This is a genomic window from Arsukibacterium sp. MJ3, assembly GCF_000987765.1.
Classification (GTDB): Bacteria; Pseudomonadota; Gammaproteobacteria; order Enterobacterales; family Alteromonadaceae; genus Alishewanella.
In genome coordinates this window covers 54,582-76,977 of sequence record NZ_LAHP01000019.1, presented here as the reverse complement: position 1 = coordinate 76,977, position 22,396 = coordinate 54,582, and the positions used below count along the sequence as shown (strand labels likewise).

21 protein-coding genes and 1 rRNA gene are annotated in these 22,396 nt (G+C 47.0%); 21 read left to right on the top strand and 1 reads right to left on the bottom strand.

Features of this window, described 5'->3' with window-relative positions:
• A 5S ribosomal RNA gene (gene rrf / locus VT06_RS17605) occupies positions 1 to 91 on the top strand; the annotation flags it as partial.
• Between the two features lie 135 nt (positions 92 to 226).
• A complete protein-coding gene (locus VT06_RS13575) occupies positions 227 to 1,864 on the top strand; it encodes an EAL domain-containing protein (RefSeq protein ID WP_046554857.1) in 1,638 nt (545 codons plus the stop codon).
• On the opposite strand, the gene VT06_RS13570 is transcribed toward VT06_RS13575, so the two are convergent.
• A complete protein-coding gene (locus VT06_RS13570) occupies positions 1,818 to 2,795 on the bottom strand; it encodes a 1-aminocyclopropane-1-carboxylate deaminase/D-cysteine desulfhydrase (protein ID WP_052750278.1) in 978 nt (325 codons plus the stop codon). The two genes, VT06_RS13575 and VT06_RS13570, sit on opposite strands and share 47 nt — an antisense overlap.
• Before the next feature lie 87 nt (positions 2,796 to 2,882).
• On the opposite strand from VT06_RS13570, the gene VT06_RS17600 reads away from it, so the two are divergent.
• From VT06_RS17600 to mreD, 19 genes are all read left to right on the top strand, one after another.
• A complete protein-coding gene (locus VT06_RS17600; RefSeq protein ID WP_152659029.1) occupies positions 2,883 to 3,791 on the top strand; it encodes a hypothetical protein in 909 nt (302 codons plus the stop codon).
• A complete protein-coding gene (locus VT06_RS13560) occupies positions 3,788 to 4,378 on the top strand; it encodes a PilN domain-containing protein (protein WP_046554856.1) in 591 nt (196 codons plus the stop codon). The genes VT06_RS17600 and VT06_RS13560 overlap by 4 nt, the downstream gene beginning before the upstream one ends.
• Before the next feature lie 2 nt (positions 4,379 to 4,380).
• Positions 4,381 to 5,031, top strand: coding sequence for a hypothetical protein (locus VT06_RS13555; RefSeq protein ID WP_046554855.1), 651 nt, complete (start codon positions 4,381 to 4,383; stop codon positions 5,029 to 5,031).
• A complete protein-coding gene (locus tag VT06_RS13550; RefSeq protein ID WP_152659028.1) occupies positions 5,009 to 5,332 on the top strand; it encodes a hypothetical protein in 324 nt (107 codons plus the stop codon). Before VT06_RS13555 ends, VT06_RS13550 begins: the two co-directional genes overlap by 23 nt.
• 148 nt (positions 5,333 to 5,480) lie before the next feature.
• Positions 5,481 to 6,989 carry a pilus (MSHA type) biogenesis protein MshL gene (gene mshL / locus VT06_RS13545; protein ID WP_235357434.1) on the top strand — a complete coding sequence of 503 codons (1,509 nt, stop codon included), beginning with the start codon at positions 5,481 to 5,483 and terminating at the stop codon, positions 6,987 to 6,989.
• Positions 6,990 to 6,993: 4 nt separating this feature from the next.
• On the top strand, positions 6,994 to 7,881 hold the full coding sequence (locus VT06_RS13540; RefSeq protein WP_046554852.1) for an ExeA family protein: 888 nt from the start codon (positions 6,994 to 6,996) through the stop codon (positions 7,879 to 7,881).
• Positions 7,878 to 8,960, top strand: a complete 1,083-nt coding sequence (locus VT06_RS13535; protein WP_046554851.1) for a lipopolysaccharide assembly protein LapB — start codon at positions 7,878 to 7,880, stop codon at positions 8,958 to 8,960. Before VT06_RS13540 ends, VT06_RS13535 begins: the two co-directional genes overlap by 4 nt.
• Position 8,961: 1 nt before the next feature.
• The gene (locus tag VT06_RS13530; protein ID WP_046554850.1) at positions 8,962 to 10,719 is read left to right on the top strand and encodes a GspE/PulE family protein; all 1,758 of its coding nucleotides are present in this window, start codon (positions 8,962 to 8,964) and stop codon (positions 10,717 to 10,719) included.
• Positions 10,720 to 10,722: 3 nt separating this feature from the next.
• Positions 10,723 to 11,940 (top strand): type II secretion system F family protein, encoded by a 1,218-nt coding sequence (locus VT06_RS13525; protein ID WP_046554849.1) that lies wholly within the window; start codon positions 10,723 to 10,725, stop codon positions 11,938 to 11,940.
• A gap of 75 nt (positions 11,941 to 12,015) precedes the next feature.
• Entirely contained in the window at positions 12,016 to 12,567 is a 552-nt protein-coding gene (locus tag VT06_RS18795; protein ID WP_046554848.1) for a prepilin-type N-terminal cleavage/methylation domain-containing protein, read from the top strand.
• A 28-nt stretch (positions 12,568 to 12,595) separates the two neighbouring features.
• A complete protein-coding gene (locus VT06_RS18790) occupies positions 12,596 to 13,060 on the top strand; it encodes a prepilin-type N-terminal cleavage/methylation domain-containing protein (RefSeq protein ID WP_046554847.1) in 465 nt (154 codons plus the stop codon).
• Between the two features lie 15 nt (positions 13,061 to 13,075).
• On the top strand, positions 13,076 to 13,552 hold the full coding sequence (locus VT06_RS18785) for a prepilin-type N-terminal cleavage/methylation domain-containing protein (protein WP_052750276.1): 477 nt from the start codon (positions 13,076 to 13,078) through the stop codon (positions 13,550 to 13,552).
• Entirely contained in the window at positions 13,546 to 14,112 is a 567-nt protein-coding gene (locus VT06_RS13505; protein WP_046554846.1) for a prepilin-type N-terminal cleavage/methylation domain-containing protein, read from the top strand. The genes VT06_RS18785 and VT06_RS13505 overlap by 7 nt, the downstream gene beginning before the upstream one ends.
• Complete coding sequence (locus tag VT06_RS13500; RefSeq protein WP_046554845.1) at positions 14,112 to 14,936, top strand: PilW family protein; 825 nt, start codon at positions 14,112 to 14,114, stop codon at positions 14,934 to 14,936. The genes VT06_RS13505 and VT06_RS13500 overlap by 1 nt, the downstream gene beginning before the upstream one ends.
• Positions 14,926 to 15,342: a pilus assembly PilX N-terminal domain-containing protein gene (locus VT06_RS13495; RefSeq protein ID WP_046554844.1), complete on the top strand. Its 417-nt coding sequence runs from the start codon at positions 14,926 to 14,928 to the stop codon at positions 15,340 to 15,342. Before VT06_RS13500 ends, VT06_RS13495 begins: the two co-directional genes overlap by 11 nt.
• On the top strand, positions 15,339 to 19,733 hold the full coding sequence (locus VT06_RS13490; protein WP_046554843.1) for a DUF6701 domain-containing protein: 4,395 nt from the start codon (positions 15,339 to 15,341) through the stop codon (positions 19,731 to 19,733). Before VT06_RS13495 ends, VT06_RS13490 begins: the two co-directional genes overlap by 4 nt.
• A 223-nt stretch (positions 19,734 to 19,956) precedes the next feature.
• Positions 19,957 to 21,000 carry a rod shape-determining protein gene (locus VT06_RS13485; RefSeq protein WP_046554842.1) on the top strand — a complete coding sequence of 348 codons (1,044 nt, stop codon included), beginning with the start codon at positions 19,957 to 19,959 and terminating at the stop codon, positions 20,998 to 21,000.
• Between the two features lie 27 nt (positions 21,001 to 21,027).
• On the top strand, positions 21,028 to 21,885 hold the full coding sequence (gene mreC / locus VT06_RS13480; RefSeq protein WP_046554841.1) for a rod shape-determining protein MreC: 858 nt from the start codon (positions 21,028 to 21,030) through the stop codon (positions 21,883 to 21,885).
• The gene (gene mreD / locus VT06_RS13475; protein WP_046554840.1) at positions 21,885 to 22,367 is read left to right on the top strand and encodes a rod shape-determining protein MreD; all 483 of its coding nucleotides are present in this window, start codon (positions 21,885 to 21,887) and stop codon (positions 22,365 to 22,367) included. The genes mreC and mreD overlap by 1 nt, the downstream gene beginning before the upstream one ends.
• The last annotated feature ends 29 nt before the right edge of the window (positions 22,368 to 22,396 follow it).

Here is a 22,396-nt window from a genome sequence, read left to right as displayed (position 1 = left end):
CCACCTGATCCCATTCCGAACTCAGAAGTGAAACGCAGCTGCGACGATGGTAGTGTGGCATTCGCCATGCGAGAGTAGTACACCGCCAGGCTCCCAATTACAGCAATGGCCTACCCTAATCGGTAGGCCTTTTTGCATTTAGTCGTCAGAGTTTAAATAACGATTGGTTTCTAGACAAAGCAGTCAATTAAGTTAACACTGCAGTGACAGTCAAAAGGAGTTGCTCGTGTCTTTCGCACGGTTATTGAATCAAATTTATTATTCTAGCTGGATCATTATCCTGGTCTCCTCGGTTATAGTTGCCAATATTCTATTTGTTTTGGTTACAGCCTTTAAGTTACCTGACATGGCAAACTGGCAACTTGGGCTATTGTTAAACGGCATTCTGGCAATTTTTTTTGTAGCTCTATTTTACGCTGTGCATAGCCATCAGCGCATACTGCACACCACCGCGTTAAATGTAGATAAAATGATTGCACGTTTAGAAAACAAATTAGAGTTATCCTTTGTACCAGACATGGCACCGGATAGCCGGTTAGAAATTATCAATGACAAACTACTACATTATATCCGGCGCGATCTTGAGGTTCGGCATCTGGTTAGGGTGCAAGGTCTTATAGATCATGAGTTAGCTATTGGCAATCGGATTTTTTTTGAGAGTAAACTGCAACATTTTTTGAGTGATGCTTCTGAAGAAGGTGCGGGAGCCTTATTTATTATTGAGTTATCACATCCCGGCCAAAATATTACCTCAATTAAAAAGTTAGCGTGTCTAAAAGCGTGTATTGAAATAGTTAATAGTTACTGCGCATCCTATCCGGACAGAATATTAGCCAGACTATCAGAAAATGATTTAGTGTTATTACTGTCAGGCGTTACTGAAAAAGAAATGGCCAATTTAGCTGATGTGCTGGTTGTTGCATTAGCGCGTGCTAATTGTTTTGCCAACTATCTTAGCGCCGATTTTGTCCATATAGGCTTCGTTGCTTATCATCGTAATCAAACAACTTATCAGTTGCTTTCAGAAGCAGACATGGCGCTTCGAACCGCGCAATTATATGGTCATAACAGTGCATTTGGTTTTGAACCTGAAAAAAAACCTGCAGCTAAAGGCTCTGTGTGGTGGCGTTCTGAATTAACCAAGGCATTAGTACAACAACGATTCAGTTTAAGCTTTCAACCGGTTTTTTCCTGGCAGGAACCGGAGTTATTACAACAAGAGGTTGAAGTTCGGTTACACACTACACAAGGAGAAAATATTCCAGCAGCTATATTTCTGCCAATGGCCTATAGCTGTGGTTTAACCTTACAGATTGATCAATACGTGCTATTACGTGCCGCTAAGTTAGGGGCATTGGAAAGTCGTAATGTTATTCGTTGTAGTGTAAATATCAATGCGCATTCGCTTTTAAATAAAGACTGGCAACAATGGTTGCAGCAACTTGTGACATCTGGCCAACTTGACCCATCAAAATTGGCGCTGGAACTGACTGAGCATCATCTTATTCGTTACTACATTAAGCTAAAGCCAATATTAGATAAAGTACTTAGTTTAGGTTTTTCGCTGGTGGTTGATCAAGTAGGACTTACTATTGATATTCCACCTTATGCTGATGATTTAGCGATTGAGTCTGCTAAGTTACATCCTTCAGTAGTCCGAAATATAGATCAGCATTTGGAGCAACAGTTGTTTGTTCGCGGCTTAATTTCACATTTTTCGGAGCGTGGGATAAGAGTCATTGGTACTGGCGTAGAACTGGCGTCGGAATGGCTAACCTTACAAAAACTCGGCGTTGCCGGGGGGCAGGGTTTTTATTTTAGCCAGCCCTTACTCCAGAAAGTATCTGATACTGCCGCCGATTAATGAGCTTTCGATAGTATAACCCTGCTACACCCTGTAAGCCGCCGGTATGGAAAAAACTTATACGGCTACCTGCAGCAAACTCACCTGACTGAATTTGTTGATATAACTTATACAATGCCCGGCCAGTATAAACAGGTTCTACGGCAATACCGTGCTGCAGCGTAAATTGACAACAAAAATCAATATGTTCTTTTGGACATTTGGCATAGCGTTGTTCAGGCGCGGTTTTCACAATTCGCCACGGTACCGTTACAGTTAATTCTGTAGCAAGTAGCGCATTAACATGCTGCGGCAAAGCGTTATCATTTATTACCGCTAACCCTATTATTTCAGTTAATGGCCTGGTGGTAATATTCTCTGCCATGATTAATCCGGCGAGGGTGCCGCCACTGGCCGTTGCGGTAGCAATAACATCTGCCGGCCCTGCGGGCGTATGATATAAATCAAGTGTTGCAATGCCCTTCGCGCCAAAAACTGAGCTGCCACCTTCGGGAATGATCAGACAATTAGGATGACGCTTAGTTATAACCTTAAGAAAATCAGCATCTTGGCGGCGTCTGTAGGTTTGGCGGTCGGTAACTATTAGCACCATGCCCTGCTGCAAACAATATTTCAGAGTTGGATTTGCTAAATCAATCACGTCTGCCCGCACATAGGCAGTTGCCGTAATACCGGCTAATTTTGCCGCAGCGGCGCTAGCTGCCAGGTGGTTAGAGAAGGCGCCGCCAAACGTCACAAAACCTTGATATTGTTGTTGCTGTATCTCTTTTATATGATATTGTAATTTCAACCATTTATTACCAGATATCATAGGTTCAATTGTCGTTGGGCAATATAACCATAGCTCAACGTTGCTCGCATGAAGCAGTGGTTCATTAATCCGCTGCCAGTTGGCTGAGAAGGTAGTAACAGGCGTGGTTGGCAATAACATATAATAGGCTGGTAGCTAAGCAATAATTGACACCAGTATTATAAACAGATAACAAGGTTAAATAGCATTAGAATGTTAGCTAAAGTGATGCAACATATCAGATTTGGCCAAAGTAACTGTGCAGGTTTTGCAGTATTGCATATCCGTCAGCACACTATTGACTTGCTGCTACTGCCAGATGACAGCATCGAACCCACTGCCATTGTGCAACCCATTGCGCAGGGGAATTGGCAATATGCGTTGGAACAAGTGTTATCGAAAGTTAGTAAAACGATGACACTAACCATCATTATTCCCCCCGCTATGTATCAAATTATCCAGCTTGAAAAACCGGCATTGTCTGAGCAAGAACTTGTTGCAGCGTTACCCTGGCAGGTAAAAGATTTAACCGACATTGCAGTAGAAGACCTGGTTCTTGATTATATTGATTTGCCAGCAGCACCTGGTCAACTCCTTAAAATTAATGTAGTGGTGGCCGCTAAAACGCAATTACAACAACTGATAGCCATTATTAACCAGCAGAAGCTTATACTTAAGCAAATTCTGGTAGAAGAGTGGTTAATTCACGAATTGTTGGAATATGCTGATCATGCTGCCCTGGTATTGATGCACCAACCGGAACAAGATGTGTTGTTACAGGTTATTCGCCAGGGGCAACTGCAATTTTCCAGACGATTGCGTGGTTTTAATCGCTTACACCAATACAATACCTCTGAATTAGAGCAAGGTGTTTTTGACAATCTGCTGCTTGAAATTCAGCGCTCTATGGATTACATCGAGAGTCAGTTAAAGCTACCACCAGTACGCAGTATTTATTTGCTTTGTAGTGGTCATGAGCGGACAGATTTAGTGCCATTGTTTCATCGGGCTGGTTTTAAGCAGGTGCAGGCTTTACAGCTTAAGCCAGCGCTTAATTGGGCAGCTACGCTTGATACCAATGAGTTTTGGCCTGCTATTGCTGCCGTTGCCAGTACCAACGAGGTAGCAGCAACATGAAGCAGCGGATCAATTTATATCAAACCAGTTTACAACCCATAAAAGAAACTTTTGCACTGTCCTCGTTATTTGTGTCAATGTCGTTGGTGTTACTCACAAGCCTGGTGTTATGGGCCGGATTGCAATGGCAACAACGCCAACAATTACAGCGTAATACTCAGGTAGAGCAACAATTACTTCGCCAGCAAGAGCAACTTGGCTTATTGCAACAAGCGCTATTGCAGCGTCAGCCAGCTAACGCGTTAATAAGTGAACGTGATCAAATAAAGCGTCGTGTTGAGCAACAAATAGCCTTGCAGCAGTATCTCGTTACTCAACAAGTGCAGGCAGAATATTCTTATAGCGCGGTGCTGCAGCAATTCACTGTTGTCGATATAAATAGTGTATGGCTAACCCACTTTATATTGCGACCTGACAGTAGCGAACTGCAAGGGCTAACGACTGTCCCTGCTGCGGTACCTGGTTGGTTGGAAAGCTTACGCAACGTTGACTACTTTAAAGGCCAACGCTTTAGTGAGCTACGTTTATTACAGTTGCCAGAACAACAAGCAGTGCAGTTTCAGCTTATTGCCGTGCAGGGAGAGTGAGCATGGCTAACTGGCAACAACTAAACCAGCGCTACCAGACGTTACAAATTCGGGAAAAGCGGTTGGTTTTTTTTGGCTTGCTGCTGTTACTGTTTTGGTTATTATTAATGTATATGCTTGAGCCGGCCTGGCAGCAACAACAGCAGTTAATTGGAGAGCGTCAAAAGTTTTTGTTACAGCAGCAGCAGGTGCAACAGCAACTGCAGTTGTTACAGCAACAATTAGCCATCGATATTGAGCAACCGCTGCGTGATGAAATAGCCAGTTTTACGCAGCAACAAACTGAATTGAGCGTGCAGCGGCAGAGCCAAAGCAGTTTGTTTATTGGCGCCGATCAAATGCTGGCGCTATTGCGGGAAATCCTGGCAAAAAGCCAACAGCTAAGTCTGAAATCATTAGCTACCTCGGCAGCAGTGCCAGTAGTGTTAGCCGGCCAACTGGCAGAAGAGGCGCCATTGTTGTATCAGCACAAAACTACTTTAGTCGTCAGCGGGGCTTATAATGATGTTCAGCAATTGTTGAAGGAGCTGGAACGATTACCTTGGTTAGTACAATGGCAGCAATTAGATTATCAGGTTACGGAGTATCCATTGGCCAACATTAGTATTGAGTTTATTACAGTGAGTGAAAATGAAAACTTTATTCAGCTGTAGCATGTTGCTGTCGTTAGCCTTCGCTGGTCAGGCCGATCCAACCAAGCCAGCCAGTGGCTACCTGATGGTCCATGATAGCAATATTGCAATTAGCAACGGCAGTTCATTAAAGTTGCAAATAATCCAGCATAATATTCAAGGTAAAAGTGCCACGATAAACGGTCACTTACTGCATATTGGTGACCAGTATCAGGGTTACACCCTTACCGGTATCAGTAGCACTAGCGTTATACTAAGCCGCGCCGATGAGCAACGAATTTTGCAGTTACTTGATGAAACGATAAAAAATTATGATAAATAGTCATCGCTTTACGTTATGTATGGTTAGCACTGTTTTGCTGTTAACGGGTTGTCAGGCACTTGTGCCTTCTGTTGGGCCTAAAGAAGCAAAAAAAGCCCTGCAGAGCCCAGTGCCAGTTGCAAAGCCCGGGGCTGAATTGGCAATTCCTATGGCGGTTACCCAGGATTTATTGGCCCGGCCTGCACCCATTGCAACTAGCAGTGAGCCGCGCTTTAATATTTCTGCGTCTGAGGTAGCCCTGAAAGATTTTTTCCACTCGGTAGTGCATGACACGCCTTATAGTTTGGTGGTGCATCCCAGTATTACCGGCACTATCAGCTTACATCTTAAGCAAGTTACCCTGGCAGAAACGCTGGCGATTGTGCAATCGTTATATGGCTTTGACATTAGACGGCAAGGCATGGTTTACCAGGTTTATCCTGCGGGTTTACGCACAGAGACTATCCCGGTAAATTATTTAATGTTACAGCGAAATGGTTTTTCCTCTATTTCCGTTAATTCAGGCGGAGTATCTCAGGATAATAACAACCAGAATAGTAATCAGGGGAATCAAAGCGGAGGCAATAATCAGCAGCAAAATAATCCGTTTGGTAACAACAATAATAGTGGCCAGATGCAAAATAGTCAGCAGCAGTTCAATGGCAGTTCGATTCAAAGTGAAAGCCGTACCGATTTTTGGCGTGATTTAAAAGAAGCGGTTGAGGGCGTGTTAGGTGCTGGTCCGGATCGCATGGTGGTTGTTAGCGCGCAAGCCGGCTTGGTGACGGTGCGCGGCATGCCAGATGAAATAGCGGCGGTTAAAGTCTTTTTAGGCCGGTCTGAACAACAATTGCAACGCCAAGTTATTCTGGAAGCTAAAATTATTGAAGTAACGTTAAGTGACGAGTATCAGCAAGGCATTAACTGGCAAAACGCCTTAGCCAGCATTGGTTCTACCAGTTTTAACTTTACCACTTCTGGCGTTATTCCTTCTAATCCGACAACGTCAAATATTGGTGGTGTTAGCGCTATCTCGTTTAGTAATGCCGACTTTAATGGCGTGATTAATTTACTGGAAACTCAGGGTAATGCGCAGGTACTGTCCAGCCCTCGCGTTACAGCGATGAACAACCAAAAGGCTGTTATTAAAGTTGGCCAAGATGAGTATTTTGTGACAGACGTCACCAGTAATACCACCATTGCCGGCACCGGTGCCACTACTACGTCGCCCAATATTTCATTGCAACCGTTTTTCTCCGGCATAGCGTTAGATGTTACGCCGCAGATAGACCAATACGGTAGTGTGATTTTACATGTGCATCCCTCCGTTACCGAAACGTCTGAGCAAAGCAAAACCATTCGTTTTAGTGATCAGCAAATTGTGTTGCCGTTGGCCCAAAGTAATATTCGTGAGTCCGATACGATAATTAAAGCGCAGAGCGGTGAAATTGTTGTTATTGGTGGCCTGATGCAAACTGTCACCAGTGACAGTGTGTCGCGTACACCAGTGCTGGGTGCGATACCCTTATTAGGCCAATTGTTTACCAGCAAAATTAAAACAGAACGTAAGAAGGAACTGGTGATCTTGCTTAAACCAACGGTGGTAGGCAATGGTGTCTGGCAACAACAGATACAGCAGTCGGCCGAATTAATCACTGATTGGTATCCTGAGCAATAAGCTGATGTATGCTGCCCACTTTAATTTGGCGCAAACGCCGTTTTCATTAACGCCAGACACCGAATTTTATGTTGGCCTACCCCAGCATAACGCGGCTTTGGCGGTATTAAACACGGCCTTAAATGCCGGTGAGGGTTTCATTAAAATTAGCGGTGAAGTGGGTACAGGCAAAACCTTATTATGTCGCCTATTGCTAAAGCAGGCACCGGCAGACTGGCAATTAGCCTATCTGCCAGATCCTAGCGTAACACCGCTAGAGCTACGCTGGGCATTAGCGGCCGAACTTGGGCTAAAGCATTCTGCTAATATCGACGCCAGTCAGTTATTACAGTTATTGCAACGACAATTAATTCTGCTGGCGCAAAATGGCAAAAAAATAATTTTGGTTATCGACGAGGCACAAGCCCTGCCAGATGACACGTTAGAGTCGTTGCGGCTGTTAACTAACCTTGAAACCGAACGGCGTAAACTGTTGCAGGTGGTGCTGTTTGGCCAGCCTGAACTGGATCAGCGGTTGGCGAGCCAGCAATTCAGGCAGCTTAGGCAGCGTATTTCGTTTTCTTATACGCTGCCGGTAATGTCACCGGCGCAAATTCGTTATTATGTGCGGCAACGCTTAATCATTGCTGGTGCCACGCCAGCGTTGTTTAGCCGCTTGGCACTGGCCGCCATCAGCCGCTACAGCCGGGGTATTCCGCGGCTGGTTAACTTGTTGGCTCATAAAGGCTTAATGCTGGCATACGGCGAAGGTAAAAGTCGGGTAAGCAACCGCCATATTCGCTTTGCGGCACTAGATACAGAAGATACGCAGCGTGCTAGCCGCTACTATGTCTGGTTGCTGGGTGCTACTGCCATATTTAGTGTTGCCTGCTATGCCTGGGTGCAGCGATGAGTGTTATTAACAAGATGCTGCAAGACTTAGAGCAGCGCCAGCCACATGCTATTGGCGCCAACCCAAAACCGCCGGCCGCGCCGCCAGTGGCAGTAAGCTTCAACTGGCGTGTGTTAACCTTGGTTTTTATGCTAATGGTATGCGTTATATTAGCCTGGTTTTGGCAACCGAAAACCGTTCAGGCTTTGCCACAAGCGCCAATACTAACCGACACATTAATACTTACCAATACACCAATACTTACCAATACACCAATACTTACCAATACACCAATACATACCAACAGGCCAGTGCCAGCCGCGACATTGGCGAATACGGCGGAACCGGCCAATATTGTCCTAGCATTAAATGCAGTAGCCGCTTCAGCGGCTGCCAGTGCCGATATGGTTAAGCAGCCGAAAACAGTGGTTAGCACCCCTGAGCCATTGCCGCTAAAACCACAACCACAACCTCAATTGACAGTAACACCACAGCCACAGCTTTTGGTCGACAAAGCCCCGCTTAGTGATACCGAGCGCCAACTCAATATGCGAATGTTGGCCAATGCCAGCGAAGCGGCCGGCGATACCGGTGGTGCTATTGTGGTGTGGCAGCAAATTCTGGCTAAGCAGCCGGCGCAGCCTGAGGCTTATCTTAATTTGGCCCGGTTGTGGTTAACGCAGCAACAAATTGTTAGTGCCAGCCAGGTATTATTGCAGGCGCGGCAAAATGGCGTACTCAGTGCTGAAATTAATATGCAGTTGGCGCAACTGGCCATTCGTCAGGGTAATTGGCAGCAAGCACTGGATTTTTTACCTGCTGAGTTTCAGTTGGCCAATGAGCCGGAGTACTTTGGTCTTAAAGCAACGGTGTTGCAGCAATTAAAACAGTTTTCTGCGGCGCATAACTGGTATCAGCGCTTACATCAGCTGCAACCTGAACAGGGGCGCTGGAGCCTTGGCGCGGCGCTGGTAAGTGAGCAACTTGGCTTAGCTGCTGAGGCTCATCAGTATTATCAGCGGGCCTGGCAGCAACGGCAGGCATTATCAGCAAGTAGTCACGATTTTATTCAACAACGGCTTAAGGCAACAGAACCCTAGTATGCAAAAACCCAAGCTTAAAATGCGCCTAGGCGATTTGCTGGTGCACGAACAGATTATTACCGAGTCTCAGCTTGAGCAGGCGCTGGCCCGGCAGAAAAGCAGCGGCCGCAAACTGGGCGCTACGCTTATTGAAATGCAGTTTTTGTCTGAGCAGCAGCTATTGCAGTTTCTAGCTCAGCAATTGCAAGTGCCTTTTTTAGATATTGCTCAGCTTAAAATAGACCCGAAAGCGGCTCAGTTACTGGCTGAGGTGCATGCCCGGCGCTTTCGGGCATTGGTGCTGGAAGACCAGGGTGACGCGGTACTATTGGGCATGAACGACCCCGCTGACTTATCAGTGCTTGATCAAATAGCACCATTGTTGGCACCACGTGAAATTAAAATTGCTGTAGTACGGGAAAGCCAGCTACTGGATGCTTTTGATTCGCTGTATCGGCGCACCAAAGATATTGAAACCTTTGCCACTCAGTTAAAACAAGAACACAGCAGCGATACCGATGATGCGTTGCTAGCTGAAGAAAACCGCGAAGAAACCGACAATACTATTGCCAAGTTGCTGCGTTCTATTTTTGAAGATGCAGTACAAGTTAAAGCCTCTGACATCCATATTGAACCGGATGAAAAAGTCTTACGGATCCGCCAGCGGGTAGATGGTATTTTACAGGAAAGTACTTTAAACGAAGTGAGCATCGCAGCAGCATTGGTGCTGCGTTTAAAGTTAATGGCCAGCTTAGATATCTCTGAGAAACGTTTGCCACAAGACGGCCGCTTTCAAATTACCGTAAAGCAACACAAAATTGATATCCGCATGTCTACTATGCCGGTGCAGTATGGTGAGTCGGTGGTAATGCGGTTATTAGATCAATCAGCTGGCTTGCTTAAAATGGAAGATACCGGTATCCCGGCGCCAATGCTGGCAAGGTTACGGCGCATAGTGCAAAGCCCGCATGGTTTAATTTTAGTTACCGGACCAACCGGTTCCGGTAAAACCACTACCTTGTATGGTTTACTCAGTGAGCTTAATAGAGCCTCTAGTAAAATTATTACCGTTGAGGATCCGGTAGAATATCGTCTACCGCGGATTAATCAGGTGCAGGTTAATCATAAAATTGGTTTGAGCTTTAGTAATGTGCTGCGCACCACTTTACGCCAAGACCCGGATATTATTATGGTGGGTGAAATGCGCGATCAGGAAACGGCCGAAATGGGCTTGCGTGGTGCGTTAACCGGGCATTTGGTGTTATCAACCTTGCACACTAACGATGCGGTATCCAGTACCTTGCGCTTAATTGATATGGGCGCCGCACCTTATCTGGTCGCCAGTGCCTTGCGCGCTATTATTGCTCAGCGGCTGGTGCGTCGTTTGTGCGCTTACTGTAAAAAACCACATCAACCGGACGAGCTGGAGTTAACCTGGTTACGTCATCAAAAAGCTAATGAGCATGCAAGCTACTGGCAAGCTGTGGGTTGCCAATCTTGCAACCATAGCGGTTATAAAGGCCGCTTAGGGGTATTTGAATTACTGGTAATTACCAAGCCGTTAGCAGATGCCCTGCGCCGTTCAGATATTGAGGGTTTTAGTAACCTGGCTTACCACAGTACTGATTTTATTAGCCTGGGTAAAATGGCGTTAGATTATGCCCAGCAAGGTATTACCACGTTGGAAGAAGTAATTAGGGTAACTGAATATCTGGAAACTGAACCCTTGGTTGCCGAGCGGGTAACGGCCGCAACTGACTTGGTAGAGGATAGCTAAATCATGGCCAGCTTCCAGTATAAAGCGCGTGACGCCAGTGGCAATGCAGTGACTGGCCAATTAGATGCGGTTAATCAGGCCGCTGCCGCAGATATATTGAAACAGCGTCGTTATATTCCGTTAAGTATTGAAGCCGTGGTTACCCAAGGTAGTGCAGTTACTTTTGAACTATGGCAAGCCAAAGTAAGCCTGACCGAGCTGATTATTTTTTCACGCCAAATGTACTCGTTAATGAAAGCGGGTATACCGATAATCCGGGCCATTAAAAGTCTGGCAGACAGCACTGGCTCGGCTCGGGTGCGCGAGGTAATGACCGCCTTAGCCAGCGAGCTAGAAAGCGGCCGCAGTTTATCTGTTGCCATGGCCAGTCATCCGAAGGTATTTAGCCGGTTAATTATTAGTCTGGTGCATGTTGGTGAAAATACCGGCCGACTGGATGATGCCTTTTTACAACTAACTTTTTATTTTGAGCAAGAGCTGGAAACCCGTAAGCAAATTAAACAGGCCACCCGTTATCCTATTTTTGTGCTGTTTGCACTGGCCGTTGCCATGGTTATTCTAAATATCTTTGTTATACCGCAGTTTGCCAATATGTTTGCCCGGTTTAATGCGGAATTACCTTGGTCAACTCAACTGTTGCTGGCCAGTTCGTCGTTTTTTATTAATTTTTGGCCATTATTGTTGGTGTTACTGGTTGCAACGGTTGTTGGCGTTAGTTTTTACTTACAAACGCCGGCGGGTAAATTTCGCTTCGGCCGCTGGAAACTTAAGGTGCCCATTATTGGCAGTATTATCAATCGGGCAACACTAGGGCGTTTTGCCCGCAGCTTCTCGATGATGTTAAAAGCCGGGGTACCGATCACTACGGCACTCAGCCTAGTTGCTGAAGCGGTAGATAACGACTATCTTGGTGAAAAGATCCGGGAAATGCGCCGCAGCATTGAACGCGGCGAAAGTCTGCTGCGGGTATCGCAGCAGAGTAATATGTTTACTAATCTGGTGTTACAAATGGTGTCGGTAGGGGAAGAAACCGGTCAAATGGACGAAATGCTCACTGAAGTAGCGGGCTTTTATGAGCGGGAAGTGGCGTTTGACTTAAAAAGCCTAACCGCAAAAATAGAGCCAATTTTGATTGCGATAGTAGCCGCCATGGTGCTATTACTGGCATTAGGTATTTTTACACCCATGTGGGATATGTTAAATGCTTACAAAGGTGGCTAAAAATTGACTGAAAATAAGTCAATAACAATAAATAACGATATATTCATTTATAATAAGAGCTTGGGAGAGACAAATATGAAACAACAAACTGGCTTTACGTTAATCGAAATAGTGATAGTGATCATTATACTTGGCCTGCTGGCCGCCACCGCGTTACCTAAATTTATTGACCTAACTGCTGACGCCGAAGATGTCGCGGTAGAAGGCATTGCCGGTGGCTTTGCTTCGGCCGTTGGATTAGTGCGGGCGCAATGGGAAGTGTCGGGCCGGCCAGATGGTAATGGCACTTCGGCAGAACGTACTTTTGTTAACTATGATCTGGTGCAAATTGGCGTAGATGGCGATATTGGTTATCCGTCAGGCGATCCGGTAGCAAATACCCGCGTAACGTCTGTTGATGCATCAGACTGCCTGTATTTAATAAATAACTTATTTCAACAACGGTTACGGGTTGACACTACTTTTATCGCAGCTAACCAGCTGTTCGTGCGGGCAGATGGAAATGTTTGTTTTTATCACCAAACAGCTGGTCTGTCAGCTGCACCTGCCGATACAGGAGGTAACAATGGCTTTTCGTACAATGCGGCGACGGGTCAGGTTTCGTTATTTTTAAACAAAAATAACTAAGTTGTAATTTAATCAAAGGTAGTAACTTATGAAACGTAATCAAGCAGGTTTTACATTAATTGAATTAATTATTGTTATCGTTATTCTGGGTATTCTGGCTGTCACGGCCGCCCCAAAGTTTTTAGATTTTGGTAGTGATGCCCGTAAGTCAGTATTACAAGGCGTAAAAGGGTCGCTGGAGTCTGCTAGCTCGCTGGTTTATGGTAAGGCTATTATTGCGGGTAAACAAAGCGCGGCTACTGAAACATTAACTGATCCTGCCATTAGTATTGCTTATGGTTATCCTGCAGCTACTGAGGATGATTTGAAAGCTGCAGCTGAATTAACTGATTTTGTGTTTGGCACGGCTGCCGCTGGCGCTATCCGAATTGCAGCTGATGCTGCTGGCTTAAACACCGGTGATACCGCCAACGAAAACTGTTACGTCCAGTACGCTCAGTCAACTGGTCCAGCTGTTAAACCAGTTATTACTATTTTAAGTGACGGTTGCTAATAGCAGTAACTTGTTATGAAAAAATCAGCGCAGCAAACTGGCTTTACCTTAATAGAGCTAATTGTGGTGCTGGTGATAATAGGCGTGTTAGCAGGAACCTTGCTACCACGCTTTTTTTCTGGCAGCGGTACCGACGAATATTTGTACCGTGATCAGGCATTAAGCCTTATGCAGCGCCAACAAGTACAAGCAATGCAATGTACCAACTGCGGCCCGGTTGGCTTTCGGGTTGACAGTTTTAGTGTTAACCCAGCCAATAGCCCGGGCTGCAACAACACGGCTACCCAACTTTGTATTAGCGAGCGAGACCGCAGCGCCATAAGGTTAACCCCAAGCGCTTTTAACCTCGATTTGTATTTTAATAATCTGGGCCAGCCGGTTAATGTTACCGGTGTTCGTCTTTGTAATAGCAACAACTGCCGGGTTAACGTGCAAGGTAGTGTTAATCTGGCTATTTGTATTGAGTATGAAGGGTATATTCACTTATGTTAGCCGGTAGTCAGCGCGGCTTTAACCTTATAGAGCTCATTACCGGCATTGTGGTGCTGGCGATTGCGCTTAGCCTAGTTACTGCAGTGCTGGGGCCGCTGTATCTTAAAACCACTGATCCCTGGCATCAGGTGCGGGCCACCGAACTTGGCCAAAGTATGCTAAATGATATTATGGCGCGCGCCTTCGATGAGCAAAGCCCGCGTAGCGGCAGTATGCTACGCTGCGGTGAAAGTGGTGCCCCCGCCTGTACCGTGCAAAATACTGACGGCAGCTGGCCGGTCGACCCGGGTGAGGGCGGCGCAGATAGCCGACTACGCTTCGATGATGTCGATGATTTTCATAACTTTACCGCCAATGGCAGCCTGCTTACCAATATTCGGGCTGAAGATCTGGCCGATGTATACCGAAACTATCAACTCAGAGTCAGCGTTAGTTATGCCGCTGCGGGCGAAATAGCCGGCAGCAGCCTGGCAGGCGATCAGCTTAAACGTATTACCGTAAGCATTAGCACCCCAACCGGCAATGAGCTGCAGTTTAGCGCTTATAAGGGGAACTGGTAATGCAGCCAAGACTGTCGCTAAGACTACAACAAAAAGCACAGCGCGGTTTTACTCTGATCGAGCTAACCATTGTGATGGTGCTACTGGCGATATTGGCGCTGGGCGTAAGCAGTTATATTGGCCTGGGTGCCACTATGTACAGTGATGCCACCGAGCGCGAACAGGTGTTAAATCAAAGCCGTTTTGTTGCCGAGCGGCTGCAACGTGAGTTACGCAATGCGGCGCCTAACAGTATTCGAAGCGCCGATGCGGCCTTGTTACGCTGTATTGAATTTGCGCCTATTACCGCCAGCGGGGTGTATTTACAGGCACCGGTGGCACCGGTTGTGGGTAACGAGCTACGGTTGGCACTGCGCAACTGGCAAGCCAGTTACCTGGGGTTACCTTTAACAATTTATCCGCGCCAGCCAAGTGATATTTATGCCAGTACTGGTAGCACAGTGTCTTTAACCGGTACCGAAACAGATGATGCGGATGGCAATAGCGCTACCCGCACCGTGCAGTTGGCCAGTAATCATAGCTTTCCGCTGGATTCCCCCGAACAACGTTTTTATTTACTGGCCGCCAGCCCGGTCAGTTATTGTTTTAATGGTGTGGAGGGCAGTATCCGCCGCTACAGCAATTACAACTACAGTGCGGTGCAGCCGTTGCCGCCTGCTGCTGCCGGCAGCCTGATGGCCGGTAATGTGCAACTGGTGCGCTTTAGCGTGAATAATGCGGTGTTAACCCGCAATAGTGTCGTTAATGTCCGGCTGCAGTTCGGCCAAAGCCCGGCCAGTGATATGTTTTTTAACTACGAGGTACATATCCCCAATGTCCCTTAAGCTGGCGTCAACAAAAACTCAGCAACAAGGCAGCGCCCTGGTGGTGGCGGTGTTTATCATCGTAGTAATGCTGGCTATTGTGTTGGCGTTATCGCGTATTTTATTAAGCAGCAACGACAGTGTGGTGTACGAGGTGCAAGGCACCCGCGCCTTATTTGCCGCGCAAAGCGGCATGGAATTGGCGTTAACCGAGTTATTTCCGCGCAGTGGCGCCGCCAACTGCAGCAGTTGGACTTTTAGTTTTGCTACTGCCGGTTTACCCGGTTGCGAAGCGCAGGTGCAGTGCACCGCTCAGCCTGTTGCCAGCCCGCAATTAAGCCAGCTTTACTTTATGCAAAGCACCGGCAGCTGCAATGCCAATGAATTTATTACCAGTCGCAGTATTGAGCTGGAGGTACGGCAATGAATGTCCTGTATGGGGTGTTTTTGGCAACAGTATTACTGTTGCCGGCAATAGTGCAGGCGGCAACGTTTAACCTTAGTAGCGGTAGCTACCCACCTTGCAGCACCAGTTGGCATGTCAGTGGCACAACTTATAGTTGCAATGGCAATGGCCAGATCACCCTTAATAACGGCGACATTGTTGTAGCTAGTTCTGCTTCGACGATACTGGCCAATAATGGTTTCAATCTCAATGGTGCGGTTATCGGAACTTCGGCAATTCGAATTAACCTGGAAAGTAACTATGGGGGGATAAGTAGCACCAACACCAATACCTTATGGGGGAATATTACAGCCAGTAGTGCCAATATTGTACTAAATACGACTACTGTTAATGGCACTATTATCACTTCAGGCAATATAAACCTGACTGGTGGCACGGTAAGCGGCCAAATTACCAGTAACAGCAATGCCATTACCACATCTGATACTAATCTTAATGGTGGTGCGACAGCGCAGTCTGGTATGTCATTTAGCGGTGGCGTGCTGGCCGGCAGTTTTACCATGACATCTAATAAACCGCTAACGTTAACAAACGTAACAATGCCAAGCGGAAACGTCAGCGGCGCCAGTACAGTTGATGTTATAAATAGCCGCTTGGGTAGCAATGCTGAATTGGTAAATATCATTAGTACCAGCGGTGCTATTAACGTTAATGGTGGTGTGCTATATGGCGTGCTACAAGCGCCAGAATACTCAACTGTAAATGTAATGACCGGCAGTCAAGTGTTTGGTCAATGCTTGCCCAATTCGACACCAGTGAATGCATGTCAGGCATATCAGGCATATAAGCCACCCCTTTTAGCTATAGATAATTTTGAAAGTTACGCCACCGGTAGTATTGCCGGTCAGAATGGTGGCACAGGCTGGGGCAGCAGTTGGACCGGTGCAGCCAATCGGCAGCAGATTATTGATGTAAGCAGTCAACGTTTACAATATGTGGCAGCAAATGGAGAGTTTATTGCTGGCGGTCAACGTGCTTTGCAATTATCAGGTAGCGATGATGTGGCCGCGACGCGGCCGATGGCGGCGGCACACAACGACGATGTGGTTTATGTGAGCATGTTGCTTCGTTTTCAGTTGGCGCCAGGTAATAACAAATTTGCAGCTCTTTGGTTTGAGCAAACTGGCTTTAGTAACATCCCTAATATTGGTATTAAAACTAACAGGGGTTCAGGTGCCGGTCCTGAAGATTTGTTTGTCCGAACCCGCACCAACAACGATGTGTATTCTATGCCAATTGAAAACGGTGTCAGTTATTTGCTCGTCGGGCGCTTAAGTAAAAGTACCACAGGCGCTAATCAGCCTTATAACCGGTTCGAATTATGGGTTAACCCTGTCAGCCTTAGCGAACAACCTGCAGTGTCAGATGTAGTGTCAGTGGGCAACAGCAACATAAGCAGCTTTTCGCAAATTGGTTTTCGAACCGAAAATCTTGCTGACAGCGATTTGGCCATATTGGATCGGATTGCACTGGGCACAACCTGGCAGGATGTCGTCACACTATCAACTCAACCGACACAATGTTTTTTTGATGATTTTGAACGCTCCGCAGTTGGTGATGAATGGTCGGTCACTAACAAAAGTGGGACTTTTGGCAATCCACGCATTGTAAATGGTCGGTTGCGGATTACCAATAACACAGCCAATGTGGCGACCTCAGCGACGTTGCAGCGCGTATTTCCCTCTGATAGCAATCTGGTCGTGCTGGAATATGATTTTTTTGCTTATGACGGCAATGGTGCTGACGGTATGGCAGTGGTATTTTCTGATGCGAATATAACCCCTGAACCGGGTGGTTACGGCGGGTCTATGGGTTACGCCAACCGTTGTGGTGTAGCGGGTTTTAGTGGTGGTTGGCTGGGTCTGGGGTTGGATACTTTTGGGAATTATTCAAATCCAAACGAATGCCGGCTGGGTGGGCCGGGTTCACGGGCAAATACCCTCGCCCTGCGTGGCTCAGGTGTTGGTCAAACTGGGTATCGTTACATATCTGGAACTGCCGGGCTATCACCTGCAGTTCGCACAGCGAATCAAAATGTTGCTCATCGTTACCGGGCTACTATAGATAGCCGCAACCCGACTAACTCATGGGTAACCATTGCCCGCAATACGGGTAGTGGCTTTATCAATTTAATCGGCCCAGTGGATGTGTTAACCAGCGCGGGGCAGGCGGCAGTGCCGGCTGAATTATTGTTAACCCTGACAGGTTCTACAGGTGGTTCTAATGATAACCATGAAGTGGATAATGTTGAGGTGTGCGCGCTTAAAATGGAGCCAGTACGCAGGGATATTAACCATTTCAGAATTTTACACAGTGGTACTGGCTTAACGTGTGAGGCCGCACCCGTAACTATACTGGCTTGCGCCAACAATAGTTGTACTGAGCGCTTTAATGGCGCGGTTTACATTAGCCTGTTACCCAACAGTGGCTGGCTCGGCGGGGCTGATTACAGCCAGGCTGGGCCAGCTTATAACTTTAGTGGTGGTCAGTTGGATGTGGCTATTCGTAACGGCAGTGCTTCTGCGCTGACTCTCGGCATCAACAGCAGTTCGCCTAACGCACAAAATGTCACTCGCTGTTTTAACAATGGCGTTGAGGGCAGTTGTCAGTTGAGTTTTAGTAATGTTGGTATCCAGATCGATGGCAACGCTGCTATGCCAATAAAATCACCTTTACCGACACAATTAGCTGCTAAACCCTCCAATATAGGTTTTAATACTGCGCAGCAGCGGTTGCGGGTGGTTCGTACCAACACCAATACCGGGGCTTGCGAGGCAGCAATTCAAAATCAGACTCATGCGGTGCAGTTTCGCTATCAGGTTCCGCTTGCTGCAGAGGGGCTTAACAATAATCGTATCTCAATAACTGCAGTTAACAGCGCCAACCTAGTGTCTGCAGGTAGTCAGCAAACCGTACAAATGCAATTTGGCGCTGATGGCAGCGCGCCTTTTTCTGTGCTGGCGAGAGATGCTGGTCGATACACGTTGCGCGCAGACATGCAGATACCCGTTACCGCACCAGATGGTAGCGTTTTACCCGATACTTTAGCCAGAAATGACACCAGTTTGCCATTTATTGTCAGGCCATTGGGACTGCACATTGCCGCAGTTGACAACCCTGTGGCGCAAAGCGCTAACGGTCCGGCTTACCATGTCGCAGGTCAGAATTTTAACCTTATCAGCCGAACGGTCAGCTGGCAGCAAGGGTTAGACAATAATAACGATGGTAATTGGGACCAGTGTAATCAATCAGATTTAGCTCTACCCGCCCCAGGTCCAAGAACTCCAGCATGGCTGGTTGGTCAACCGTCAGTCAGTCTTCGTTTACCGGTGGAGGGCACCGCGGGTGTTCTTCAATATATGTCTGACCTACTGTTTAATGCGGGCACTGAAATTAGTAATAGCCCATTGGTTAATTTCAGTGAGGTCGGCATAGTTCAGTATGAAGCGAGCACGAGTTTTTTAGGTGAAACACTCGGTTTGTGCTCTGCTTATATCGGCCGTTTTATACCAGCCGATTTTGCTGTTAGTAACGTCAGCCACACTGCCGCCTGTGACAGCTTCAGCTATATGCAGCAACCTTTTGCGTTGGGCTTTACCTTAACCGCGCGTAATACCCGGGGCCAGCGCACTCGCAATTACTACGGCACTTTTGCCAAAGCCAGTTTATTACTGCAAGCCGAGAATGCCGATAGTGGTAGTGATTTAACGGCCAGGCTTACCAGTAGCGGTTTTGGTAGCTGGACTCTGGGCCAGCAGCATTTCAGCACCACAGAACTGCGGCTGAACCGGCAAAGCAGTGGCGGGGCCGACGGGCCTTACTCTGAATTGACCGTGGCGTTGAATGTGCTTGACCCCGACGGTAGCCCGGTTGCGGCTGCCGACACTAATGTCACTAGCAGTAATTGCGCAGCCGATAATAGCTGCAATGCTGCTGCATTGCTGCAGACTGACATCAGGTACGGGCGTCTAGTTATGGCCAATGGCTTTGGGCCAGAGTTTGACGATTTACCGGTAAGTTTAAGCGCTGAGTATTGGGACGGCAGCCGCTTTCAAAGCAACAGTGCCGATAATTGCAGTATTATTAGCGCAAGCAATCTGGTATTAGGCAGCAGTATAACCACAGTACAGGCCAATGCTAGCGGCCTTAGCAGTGGTAAAACGCCATCACGTGGCCTGATGTTACTGGCCCCGGGTATGCCCGGCAGTGTTGGCGCTACTTATCAGGTGCCGGTTTGGTTGCAGTATGATTGGAACGGCGATGGTAGTTATACCAACTCGCCGGTAGCTGAATTTATGTTTGGCCGCTACCGGGGTAACCCGCGACAAATTTATTGGCGGGAGCGCTTCTAATCAATATTAAGCAAAGCTGAACTTAGTCAGTACTGGCTACTCTGACATGCAGCACGCTAACGCTGATTAATTTCTGAAAATTGTCATAAAGGGCTATTTTCTTGACAGAGACTTACTTAGAATAGCCTGAGTAATTGATATTCACTCCGACATTAACAACGCGGTTGGCCCACCAATGGTGCCTTTACGTGTGGAGTACTTGTTTATAGGATCTGGCGTCTTCATGTTTAATAAATTGCGTGGCCTCTTTTCAAACGATTTATCTATCGACTTAGGTACTGCCAATACCCTGATCTATGTAAAAGATCAGGGTATTGTGCTGAACGAGCCTTCGGTAGTTGCCATTCGCCAAGAGCGAGCTGGCGGCCCGAAAAGTGTGGCCGCAGTAGGCCATGCCGCTAAGCGAATGCTGGGTCGTACACCGGGTAATATTAAAGCTATTCGGCCAATGAAAGACGGTGTTATCGCCGACTTTTACGTTACCGAGAAAATGTTACAACATTTTATTCGACAGGCGCACAGCAACAGTTTTCTGCGGCCAAGCCCGCGGGTACTGGTGTGTGTGCCCTGTGGTTCTACTCAGGTAGAGCGCCGCGCTATTCGTGAATCGGCCCAAGGTGCGGGTGCCCGTGAAGTATATTTAATTGATGAGCCTATGGCGGCGGCAATTGGTGCCGGCTTGCCGGTATCAGAAGCTACGGGTTCAATGGTAGTGGATATTGGTGGCGGTACTACTGAAGTTGCTATTATTTCGTTAAATGGCGTAGTGTATTCGTCATCTGTACGCATTGGCGGCGATAAATTTGATGATGCTATCATTAACTATATTCGTCGTAACTATGGCATTTTAATCGGCGAGGCTACTGCTGAGCGCATTAAAACTGAAATTGGCTCTGCCTATCCCAGCGATGATGTGCTGGAAATTGAAGTACGTGGCCGCAACCTGGCTGAAGGCGTACCCCGCAGCTTTACCATGACCAGTAATGAAATTTTAGAAGCGCTACAAGAGCCGCTGGCCGGCATTGTTAGTGCAGTAATGGTTGCCCTAGAGCAGGCGCCACCTGAATTAGCGTCTGATATTGCAGAGCGCGGCATGGTGTTAACCGGTGGTGGAGCCTTGTTACGCGATTTGGATCGTTTGCTGATGGAAGAAACCGGTATTCCTGTGGTTGTAGCCGATGACCCGTTAACCTGTGTTGCTCGCGGCGGCGGTAAAGCTCTGGAGATGATTGACATGCATGGTGGTGATGTCTTTACTTATGAGTAATAGTGAGCTCATTATAATACTAACGTTATGAACGCTATTTTCAGCCGGGGGCCATTGCTCGGACTACGCTTGTTTTTAGCGGTGCTTTGCAGCGTGGGTTTAATGACAGTAGATCGCTACACCGAGCGCTCTACCCAATTGCGTAGTTTTCTAACTTCTGTGGTCAGTCCGTTATTTTACGTTGCCAGTTTACCTGAAACCCTGTTATCGGGTGCCACCGAACAGTTTATGTCGCATCAGCGGTTGCTGGATGAAAATGCCCTCTTAAAAGAAAGCTTGTTGCGCCAGAATGGTCAACTGCAATTGTTAGGTTATTTACAGCAAGAAAATACTAAGTTACGTGCTTTATTGGGTTCGGCACCGCTAACCGATGGTCAGCGGCTAGTGGCTGAAGTGCTAGCGGTGTACAGCCATCCATTTAGCCATCAGGTAGTATTAAACAAAGGTAAAAATGATGGCGTAACCGTGCATCAGCCGCTTATTGATGAAAGTGGCGTGGTCGGCCAGATTGTCAGTATTGGCCCCACGAGTAGCCGGGCGTTGCTTATTTCTGATAACACCCATGCTATTTCGGTGCGGGCTGAGCGCACCGGCATTCGAACGGTGGCCGAGGGCCTTGGGCAATGGGATTTACTCAGGGTGATCCATTTACCGCAAAGTGCTGACATCCGGGTGGGTGACCGCTTGTTAACCTCTGGTCTTGATGGCTTATTCCCAGAGGGTTACCCGGTAGCTGAAGTCAGCCTGGTACAAAAAGACGAGAGTCAGCCTTTTATGACAATCTACGCTACACCCTATGCTAAGCTCGATCGGATCCGTCATGTATTATTGTTATGGCAAGGTGTCCGGACCGATGATGTGCTCAGCCCCGAGGAGCCCAAGTAATGCGGACAAGTAATGGCTTGGGCTTTATTTATTTATCGTTGCTGGTTGCATTAGTATTAACCGTAATGCCAATGCCGCAACAAGTTAAGTTATTCCGGCCTGATTGGGCGTTATTGGTAATAATGTACTGGACCATGGCTCTGCCGGGTCGGGTTAATATACTCACTGCTTTTGTTTTAGGTTTTCTTACTGATGTGCTGGTCGGCACCGTGCTGGGGGTAAACGCTCTGGCATTTTCGGTGGTAAGCTTTATTGTTGCCGTTAACTATTTAAAAATTAGAAACTTCTCGGTTATTCAACAAGCGTTGTTAATTGGTTTGTTTTTAGCCCTGTATCATTTATTGTTATTCTGGCTTAGCCACTTTTTAACCGGTGTTTATTTCTTACCCGCTTATTTATGGCCGGTATTAACCGGCATGCTAGTCTGGCCTTGGGTATTCTGGTTGTTAAGACGTTATCGCCGCCAATTCAAGATCCAATAACAAATCGTTTTACTAATATTAAGATCTGA